This is a genomic window from Streptobacillus ratti (assembly GCF_001891165.1).
Taxonomy (GTDB): Bacteria; Fusobacteriota; Fusobacteriia; order Fusobacteriales; family Leptotrichiaceae; genus Streptobacillus; species Streptobacillus ratti.
Window position 1 is genome coordinate 1 of sequence record NZ_LKKW01000042.1, and the last position, 9,445, is coordinate 9,445.

The following is a 9,445-nucleotide window of genomic DNA, read 5'->3' on the forward strand; positions in this document are numbered from 1 at the left end:
TCCACCTAAAAATGTTGAAGATTATAAATATATTTTAGGATTACCTGAGTGGTTTTTCTATTCTTGTATAGTAGGATTTATTTGGGTTAATATAGCAGTGTTTACTGTAACTAAGATGTTTTTTAAGGATATTGATTTAAATACAGGTGATATAAATGAATAAATTTCAGTTATTATTACCTATAATAATATATCTATTTATTACTATATTAATAGCATATTATATAAGTAAAAAAGAAAATAAAAATAATTTTACAGAATCATATTTTATTGGAAATAGAAGTATGGGAGCTTTTGTTTTAGCTATGACAGTAGTTTCAACATATATTGGAGCATCATCATTTTTAGGTGGACCATCAATAGCATATAAGTTAGGGTTAGGTTGGGTTTTATTAGCTTGTATACAAATTCCATTAATATTTTTTACTTTAGGAGTACTTGGTAAAAAGATAGCTATAATTTCAAGAAAAATAAAAGCTGTAACATTAATAGATATTTTAAGAAAAAGATATAATAATGAATTTCTAATTGTTTTACTTTCTGTATTAATGTTAATTTTTTTATTTGCTTCTATAATTGCTCAATTCATTGGAGGAGCAAGACTTATAGAAAGTATTATAGATATAGATTATAAAATAGCATTAACAATCTTTGTATTTACAGTTATTTTTTATACAACTATAGGTGGATTTAAAGCAGTAACAATAACTGATGCAATTCAGGGATTAATTATGATGATATCTACATTTGTCTTATTTTTTGTAATAGTAAATAAAGTTGGATCTATGTCAGAAATAACTTCAATTATTAAGAATGTAGATTCAAACTTATTAACACCTGATGCTGGAGGAGCAATATCAAGACCATATATATTATCTTTCTGGATTTTAGTTGGTATAGGAATATTAGGATTGCCTGCAACAACTGTAAGAAGTATGGGTTATAAGGATTCTAAAGCACTTCATAATGGAATGATAATAGGAACTTTTGTTGTAGGTTTTTTATTAATAGGAATGCACTTAGTTGGATTTATGGGTAGAGCAATTGAGCCAAATATTGATGTTAGTGATAAATTAATACCTATACTTGCATTAAAGAATTTACACCCTATAATTGCAGGTATATTTATAGGTGGACCACTTGCTGCTATTATGTCAACAGTAGATTCATTATTAATATTAATTTCATCATCTATAGTTAAGGATTTATATATAAATTATGTAAATAAAAATGCTAATGATAAAAAATTAAAAAAGATTTCATTAATAATTAGTATTAGTATAGGTTTAATTACATATTTATTATCAATTAATCCACCTAGTTTGATTGTATGGGTTAATTTATTTGCACTTGCAGGACAAGAAGTTTTATTCTTTGTACCAGTATTTATGGGATTATATTGGGAAAGAGGTAATGATAAGGGAGCGATAGTATCAGTAATTGTAGGTTTTGTTGTTTTCATATTACTTGAAAAATTTAAATTTTCAATATTTGGTCTTATGAGTATAGTGCCAGCATTAATGTTTGCATTAATAGCATATATTTTAGTTTCACTTATAACTAAGAAAAATGATAAAGAAGTTATAGAATTATTTTTTGAATAAAAAATAAGGGGGCTGTTTTAAAACAGTCCCTTTTTATTATAACTGTACAAATTCTTTTGCAATTTCTGATGCAAGTCTTACATTGTTATATACTAATTGTATATTAGCATCTAATGATTTTCCAGCAGTAATTTTCTTAACTTTATCAAGTAAGAATGGTGTAGAATCTTTACCTTTAATTCCTAATTTTTCAGATTCTTTTAAAGCTTCATTAATAGCATTAGTTATAACATCAAAATCCATAGCATATTTTTCTGGTATAGGATTTGCTATTACAACTCCACCATTTAATCCTAAATCCCATTTAGTTTTTAATATTTCAGCAAATTCTTTAGGAGTATCAATTGCATTATCTAAATTATATCCACTTTTTGTTGTATAAAAAGCAGGTAGTTCTTTTGTTCTATATCCAAGAACTGGTACACCCTTTGTTTCTAAATATTCTAATGTTAGAGGTAAATCAAGTATTGATTTTGCTCCAGCACAAATTACTGCAACATTAGTTTGTGCTAATTCTTCTAAATCAGCTGATATATCCATAGTAACTTCTGCATTTCTGTGAACACCACCAATTCCACCTGTTGCAAATATTTTAATTCCAGCAAGAGATGCAATTATCATAGTAGTTGAAACTGTAGTTGCACCATTTAATCCTTTACTTACAACATAAGCTAAATCACGTCTGCTTACTTTTGGAACACTTAATCCCTCTTTACCTAAAAAATTAATCTCATCTTCAGTTAATCCTACTTTTAGTTTTCCATTTATTATTCCTATAGTTGCTGGAACTACTCCATTTTCTTTTGCAATTCTTTCAACTTCTAGTGCTACTTCAACATTTTGTGGATATGGCATACCATGAGATATTATTGTAGACTCTAAAGCAATCACTGGTTTATTATTTTCTAAAGCTTCTTTTACTATTGGGTTAATTTCTAAATATTTTTTCATTTTTCCTCCTATAATTCTATATTAAAATATGTTTTTAAAGTTTTATTTAATAAATCTGTTGTTAGTCCTTGATAACAAGTACCAATATTAGTAACATTAATTATTGACATAGACATTGCAACTTTAGCACTTTTTTCTATATCATAATTATTTTTCACTGAATATGCTATCCCAGCTGTAAATGAATCTCCTGCACCAGTAATATCTACAGCTTTTATTTTAGGATTATTAATTAATCCATGCTTTTCTTTATTCATATAAAATACTCCGTCTTTACCTAGAGTAATATATACATTTTTAATTCCTTGATTTAAAAGTTTTTGACTTGCTAATATCATACTTTCTTCATCTTTAATTTCTATTCCTGTTAAAAGTTCAGCCTCTATTTTATTTGGTTTAATAGAATGAATTTTATTAAGAATATTTCTTATTTTTTTTGCTTTAGTAGTTGAAACTAAATCAACTATAAGTTTTTTATCAAATGTTGAAATATATTCTATAACATCTTGACGTAAATTTGTATCAATAACTAAAACATCAGCATCTTTAATATGTGTTTCTTTACTCTTTATATAGTCTATATCTAATTTTTCTAATATGGACATACTTGCTATTGCTACTATCATCTCATTTTCATCATTTAAAACAGATAAATAAGTTGATAAAGACTCATTAGGTATAATTAAACAATGGGACATATCAACTTTTTTATTATTCATATAGTTTAATAATGAAATAGAAAATTCATCATCACCTATTGGTGCAATAAATTTTGTATTTAAATTTAAATGAGAAAGATTTTCTGTAATATTTCTTGCTACACCACCAAATCCTTTTTCTATTTTACCTGGATTTGAATCATTTAGTATAATAGAATTATATGAAAATCCTTGTATATCGATGTTAGCACCACCTATAATACAAATCATAATACACCTCTTTTAATTTATATATTCAAAGTCTAACATATATTTATGTGTATAGTCAATTAATAAAAATATTCATTTTAATGAATAAAATTTTATATATTTCTTTAAAATTCAATTTATATATGTTAGAATTAAGGTAGATTAAATAAACGAAAGGTGATGAATATGAAAATTGCAATAGGAAATGATCATTCAGGTGTTGATTTTAAAAATCAATTAGTAGATTATTTGTTATCAAAAGGAATTGAAGTATTAAATGTAGGAACTGATAGTATAGAGTCTGTAGATTATCCAGATATAGCTAAAGAAGTTTCAAAAAAAATATTAGATAAAAATGCAGACTTTGGAATATTAATATGTGGTACAGGTATAGGAATATCAATATCTGCAAATAGAATATCTGGAATTAGAGCAGCTTTAGTTACCAATGAATTATGTGCAAGATTATCAAGACAACATAATGATGCAAATATATTAGTATTTGGAGCAAGAGTTACAGGAATTGAACTTGCAAAATCATGTATAGATGCCTTTTTAAGTTCTGAATTTGAGGGTGGCAGACATAGTGGTAGAGTTTCAAAAATTGAATGTTCTTGTAGAAATGGAGTGATAGAATAATGTCAACAATATTTAAAAAGATAATTGATAAGGAAATACCAGCAAAAATAGTATATGAAGATGATGAATTTTTAGCTTTTGAAGATATTTATCCTGCTGCAAAAATTCATGTATTAGTAATACCTAAAAAGGAAATTAAAAATTTAGATGATGCTACTGAAGATGATGTAATGTTATTAGGTAAATTACAATTAACAGTTGCAAAAGTTGCAAGATTACTTGGTGTAAATGAGAATGGATATAGAGTTGTTACTAATATTAATTCCGATGCAGGACAAACAGTATATCATATTCATTATCATATATTAGCTGGAGAAAAACTAGGAGTAATGGCTTAATGAAAGATGTAATAGTAAGTACAGATAATAGATATTATAAGCTGATAAAAAAATTGAATGATAAAAAATATAGAGATGAATCAGGAGTATTTTTGGCTGAGGGAGAAAAATTTTTAGAAGAAAAGAATAATTTTTCTAAAGTTATAGTAAAGGAAAGTAAATATACATATTATGAAAATAAGTATAATATATCTAAATATGAAAATTTAACAGTACTTTCTGATAAATTATTTGATAGTATAAGTACTCAAACTAATAGCCAAGGAATATTGTTTATATATTCTAAACATCTATCTAATTTATCTGAATTATCAGGAGATTTAATTATTTTAGATGCAATACAAGATCCAGGGAATATTGGTACTATTATTAGAACATTAGTAGCTACTAATTATCGCACACTTATATTAACTAAATCATCAGTTGATGTTTACTCTCCAAAAGTTGTTAGAGCAACTATGGGTGGAATATTTAATGTAAATATTATATACGAAGAAAAAGAGAATATTATTGAGTTTTTAAAGGATAATGGATATAACATAATTTCTACGGCATTAAGTAAAGAAAGTGTGGATTATAGGGAAGTTGAGTTAAAAAAAGATAAAAACGCATATATTTTTGGTAATGAGGGTGGAGGAGTTTCTAATGAATTTTTAGATATTTCACATCAAAAAGCAATAATACCTATATATGGTAAAATTGAATCTTTAAATGTATCTATAGCATTAGGTGTTTTCCTTTATAAGATGAGAGAACGTGATTAACACTGAATTTAAATTTTTTTAAGTTAAATAAAAGATGATAGATGAAACACAAGTATTTACTTGTGTTTTATTACTATATTATCCTTAATAATATTTATAGTTAAATAATTAATACTGAATTTTAAAATTATCTATTTGAATATTCAGTATTAATGTGGTATATTATTAGTGAAAATATTATTTTGTTTGAAAGGATGATAAGAACATGAGAGCAGTAGTAGTTAATAAAGAATCAACTGGTGTTGAAATAGTTGAAAAAGTATTAAGACCATTAAAAGCAGGAGAAGCTTTAGTAGATGTTGAATATTGTGGAGTTTGTCATACAGATTTACACGTTGCACATGGAGATTTTGGTAAAGTATCTGGAAGAGTATTAGGACATGAGGGAATAGGAATAGTAAGAGAAGTTGCAGAAGGTGTTACTTCATTAGTTCCTGGAGATAGAGTTTCTATAGCATGGTTCTTTGAAGGATGCGGAAGATGTGAATACTGTGTTACAGGAAATGAAACTTTATGTCAATCAGTTAAAAATGCTGGATATTCAGCAGATGGTGGAATGGCTGAAGAATGTATAGTTACAGCTGATTATGCAGTTAAAGTTCCTGAAGGATTAGATCCAGCACAAGCAAGTTCAATTACATGTGCAGGAGTTACTACATATAAGGCGATTAAAGTAGGAAGACCTCAACCTGGTCAATGGGTAGTAATTTGGGGAGCAGGAGGACTTGGAAACTTAGCAGTTCAATATGCTAAAAAAGTATTTAATGCTCGTGTAATAGCAGTAGATATTAATGATGATAAATTAGCTTTAGCTAAAGAAGTTGGTGCTGATTATGTAATTAATGGATTAAAAGAAGATCCAGTTAAGAAAATCATGGAATTAACAGAAATCGGAGCACATATTTCAGTTGTTACTGCTGTATCTAAAGTTGCTTTCAACCAAGCAATAGATTCTGCTAGACCAGCTGGAAGAGTAGTTGCAGTAGGATTACCATCTGAAACTATGGATGTTTCAATTGTTGCAACAGTATTAAAAGGAATAGAAATTATTGGTTCATTAGTTGGAACAAGAGAAGATCTTAAAGAAGCATTTGATTTTGGAGCTATGGGACTTGTAGTACCAGTAGTTCAAACTAGACCAGTTGAGGATGCTTTAGACATTTTTGATGAAATGGAAAAAGGAACTATTCAAGGACGTATGGTTATTGATTTCAGAAAACATGACTGTGGATGTGGATGCAAACATTAAGATTTAATATATATAGGCTAGATTTTTCTAGCCTTTTTTTGTTGAATTATATATTTAAATAATGTTATAATTAAATATATTATCTGAAAGGAGTATTTCATGAGTTATATTAAAATTGAAAATCTTAAAAAGAAATATATAATTGGAGAAAATGAGATAATTGCAAATAATGATATAAATTTTGAGATAAATAAAGGTGAATTTGTTGTAATACTTGGATCTTCTGGTGCAGGAAAATCAACTTTATTAAATATTTTAGGTGGAATGGATATAGCTGATTCAGGGAATATATTTATAGATAATAAAAATATTGCTAAATATACTAAAGAAGAATTAACAAAATATAGAAGAAACGATGTAGGGTTTGTATTTCAATTCTATAATCTATTACCTAATTTAACGGCTAAAGAAAATGTTGAATTAGCTTCAGAATTAGTAAAAGAAAATATAGATGTTACAGAAGTTCTTAAAGATGTAGGACTTGAAAATAGAATGAATAATTTCCCATCACAATTATCTGGTGGAGAACAACAGAGGGTTTCTATTGCAAGAGCAATTGCTAAAAAACCTAAAATATTATTATGTGATGAACCAACAGGAGCTTTAGACTTTAATACAGGTAAACAAGTACTTAATATATTATCTAATTTGAGTTTAAAAAAGAATGTTACAGTAATTGTGGTAACACATAATTCTGAAATTGCAAAAATTGCTGATAAAGTAATACATATGCAAGATGCTAAAGTAAAAGAGATATTAATAAATGAAAATAAAATAGATGTTTCTGAAATAAAATGGTAAGGGTGAAGTAAATGAGAATATTGAGTTTAGACGGTGGAGGATTAAAAGGTATATATACAATAATGATGTTAGATAAAATAGAGAAAGATTTTAATATAAGTTATCATGAATATTTTGACATTATTATAGGGACAAGTACAGGATCTATTATTGCAACATTATTAGCTTTAGGTGTTAAACCTAAGGAAATATTAAAGATATATAATGATTGTTATAAAGAAATATTTGGTAAAAAATCCACTAATAAAAAACCTTTATTTGGTTCGTTATATGAAAATGCAAATTTAGAAAATGCAGTAAAAAAATATGTTGGTAATTTAAGTTATGATGATTTAAAAACAAAATTAATTATACCAAGTGTTAATTTAAGTGATTCAAAAATTAATATTGTTAAAAGTTATGATGAGGTTATGAAAAATAAAAATGAACAATTTACTTTAAAAGATGCTATAATATCTTCAGCTTCTGCACCAGGGTATTTTTCACCACATATATTTAAGAATAAAATGTATGTAGATGGAGCTTTATTTTCAAATAATCCAGCATTAATAGGTTTATCAGAATCATTTAATTTAGGAGTAAATGAATTAAAAGAAGTGAAAATACTTTCTCTTGGTACAGGGACAGAAAAAATAAAATTTAATAAATCAGATATTTCTAATGCGAATATAAAAAAAATATTTAAGATTAATTCATTTTTAGATAATATGGTAATGAAATTTTTAAAAGTTGATGAAAAAGATTCTGGATTAATTTCAATGGCTTTTCCATTAATTAAAACTACAATGAAAACATCAGTAGAAAATACAGAATATATTTTAAGTAAAATTTTGGATAAAAAAAATTATGTAAGAATTAATGATATGTCTAATGAATTAAAGATAGATGAGATACCTACAGAATTAATAAAAAAAATAGATGAATATTACATTAATAATCATTACTCTAATTTAAAAATATTTTTTGAAGAGGAATTATCTGAATTAGAAATAATAAGTAAAAAGAGTTGGTTTAAGAGACAAATGTATATTTTAGCAGAAAAAATAAGAAAATTTTCAATGAATTGAGAGGGATAAAATGAGAAACATTATAGCAATATTATTTGTACTATTTGCTATGTCATTTTTTAGAAAGAATAATAATACAACTTTAGCTGGAGTATTATTAAGAGTTGTTTTTGTAATACTAGGAATAATATTTTTTATTCCAATAATAACTTTTTTAATAGTAGCTATTTTTATAGGATATATAATTATTAAATTTTCAGGTATAAAATTTAGTACAAAAACATATACAGAAGAGGATTTCTATAATTTTTATGGTAATAGAAATACTGGGAATTCTTATCAGTATAATAAGTCAAATTATGAATATGAAAAAGCTTGTGAATACTTAGGAGTTAGTACATCTGACTCTTTTGATGTTAAGAAAAGAGCTAGAAATACTATGCTTAAAAAATATCATCCAGATTTTTTTAAAGATGAAAATGAAAAAGAAAAGGCAACTGAAATTACAAATAAGATAAATAGTGCATGGCAAATAATAGAAAAATATGAGAATATAAAATAGATACAATAAAAAATCCTACTTGAAAATGTAGGATTTTTTAATTATGTTTATAAATCTCTATCTATAACTCTATAAAGCTTATTTTATGTCCAGTGTATTCAAAGAATTTTTCAAAATCTTTAAATTGAATATTTAGTGTTTTAGTATTAATGAAAGGATGAGCCCCTATAGTTGTATTAACATCTACTGCTGTGTCTACAATTAGATTAATTTTATGCTCTTTATCAAAAATTAAACCAAATGGAGTAAGTTTACCAGGTTCACAACCTGTTAATTCTAACATAGTAGAACTACTTGCAAATGAAAGTCTTTTTTCTCCTAATTTTTCAGCTAAATCTGTAAGGTTTAGTGATTTTTCATCATGTAATAGCACTAAATATATATTATCTGTTTTTTTAGCTTTTAATAAAAGATTTTTAACTTGTTGACCCTCTAATTCAAATAAATGATCTTTAACAGAAGCTATAGCCTCATGTTTTAGTGTTATATATTCAATATTTAGCTTGCTTAAAAGTTCATAAACCATTTTTTCATTATCCATAAAAAACCTCCTAAATTTATGTGTAAATTGTAACATAAAAAAAATAATTTTAAAAGGCTTTGTGTTGTGAGATAATACATA

Annotated in this window: 12 protein-coding genes; 9 read left to right on the plus strand and 3 right to left on the minus strand. The window is 25.8% G+C overall.

What is annotated here, in order from left to right; all coding sequences use genetic code 11:
- Together BT993_RS06320 and panF are read left to right on the plus strand one after the other, a co-directional pair.
- Positions 1-163: YhdT family protein (locus BT993_RS06320; protein WP_143604298.1), on the plus strand; the 163-nt coding region annotated here is incomplete at its 5' end.
- Positions 156-1,604 carry a sodium/pantothenate symporter gene (panF, locus tag BT993_RS06325; protein WP_072593734.1) on the plus strand — a complete coding sequence of 483 codons (1,449 nt, stop codon included), beginning with the start codon at positions 156-158 and terminating at the stop codon, positions 1,602-1,604. The genes BT993_RS06320 and panF, both read left to right, overlap by 8 nt.
- A gap of 36 nt (positions 1,605-1,640) precedes the next feature.
- On the opposite strand, the gene BT993_RS06330 is transcribed toward panF, so the two are convergent.
- Together BT993_RS06330 and BT993_RS06335 are read right to left on the minus strand one after the other, a co-directional pair.
- Entirely contained in the window at positions 1,641-2,555 is a 915-nt protein-coding gene (locus BT993_RS06330) for a pseudouridine-5'-phosphate glycosidase (RefSeq protein ID WP_072593735.1), read from the minus strand.
- An 8-nt stretch (positions 2,556-2,563) separates the two neighbouring features.
- Positions 2,564-3,484: a carbohydrate kinase family protein gene (locus BT993_RS06335; protein ID WP_072593736.1), complete on the minus strand. Its 921-nt coding sequence runs from the start codon at positions 3,482-3,484 to the stop codon at positions 2,564-2,566.
- A 165-nt stretch (positions 3,485-3,649) separates the two neighbouring features.
- Between BT993_RS06335 and rpiB the strand changes: the two genes are divergently transcribed.
- From rpiB to BT993_RS06370, 7 genes are all read left to right on the plus strand, one after another.
- A complete protein-coding gene (gene rpiB, locus BT993_RS06340) occupies positions 3,650-4,102 on the plus strand; it encodes a ribose 5-phosphate isomerase B (protein WP_072593737.1) in 453 nt (150 codons plus the stop codon).
- A complete protein-coding gene (locus tag BT993_RS06345; protein WP_072593738.1) occupies positions 4,102-4,440 on the plus strand; it encodes a histidine triad nucleotide-binding protein in 339 nt (112 codons plus the stop codon). Before rpiB ends, BT993_RS06345 begins: the two co-directional genes overlap by 1 nt.
- A complete protein-coding gene (locus BT993_RS06350) occupies positions 4,440-5,204 on the plus strand; it encodes a TrmH family RNA methyltransferase (protein WP_072593739.1) in 765 nt (254 codons plus the stop codon). Before BT993_RS06345 ends, BT993_RS06350 begins: the two co-directional genes overlap by 1 nt.
- 205 nt (positions 5,205-5,409) lie before the next feature.
- Positions 5,410-6,453 carry an alcohol dehydrogenase AdhP gene (gene adhP / locus BT993_RS06355; protein WP_072593740.1) on the plus strand — a complete coding sequence of 348 codons (1,044 nt, stop codon included), beginning with the start codon at positions 5,410-5,412 and terminating at the stop codon, positions 6,451-6,453.
- Positions 6,454-6,552: 99 nt separating this feature from the next.
- Positions 6,553-7,254 carry an ABC transporter ATP-binding protein gene (locus BT993_RS06360; RefSeq protein WP_072593741.1) on the plus strand — a complete coding sequence of 234 codons (702 nt, stop codon included), beginning with the start codon at positions 6,553-6,555 and terminating at the stop codon, positions 7,252-7,254.
- Positions 7,255-7,265: 11 nt separating this feature from the next.
- Positions 7,266-8,321: a CBASS cGAMP-activated phospholipase gene (locus BT993_RS06365; protein ID WP_072593742.1), complete on the plus strand. Its 1,056-nt coding sequence runs from the start codon at positions 7,266-7,268 to the stop codon at positions 8,319-8,321.
- A 10-nt stretch (positions 8,322-8,331) separates the two neighbouring features.
- On the plus strand, positions 8,332-8,823 hold the full coding sequence (locus BT993_RS06370) for a J domain-containing protein (RefSeq protein ID WP_072593743.1): 492 nt from the start codon (positions 8,332-8,334) through the stop codon (positions 8,821-8,823).
- 61 nt (positions 8,824-8,884) lie between these two features.
- Here the strand turns inward: BT993_RS06370 and BT993_RS06375 are convergent, their stop codons facing one another.
- Entirely contained in the window at positions 8,885-9,364 is a 480-nt protein-coding gene (locus BT993_RS06375) for a YbaK/EbsC family protein (protein ID WP_143604300.1), read from the minus strand.
- Positions 9,365-9,445: the final 81 nt, after the last annotated feature.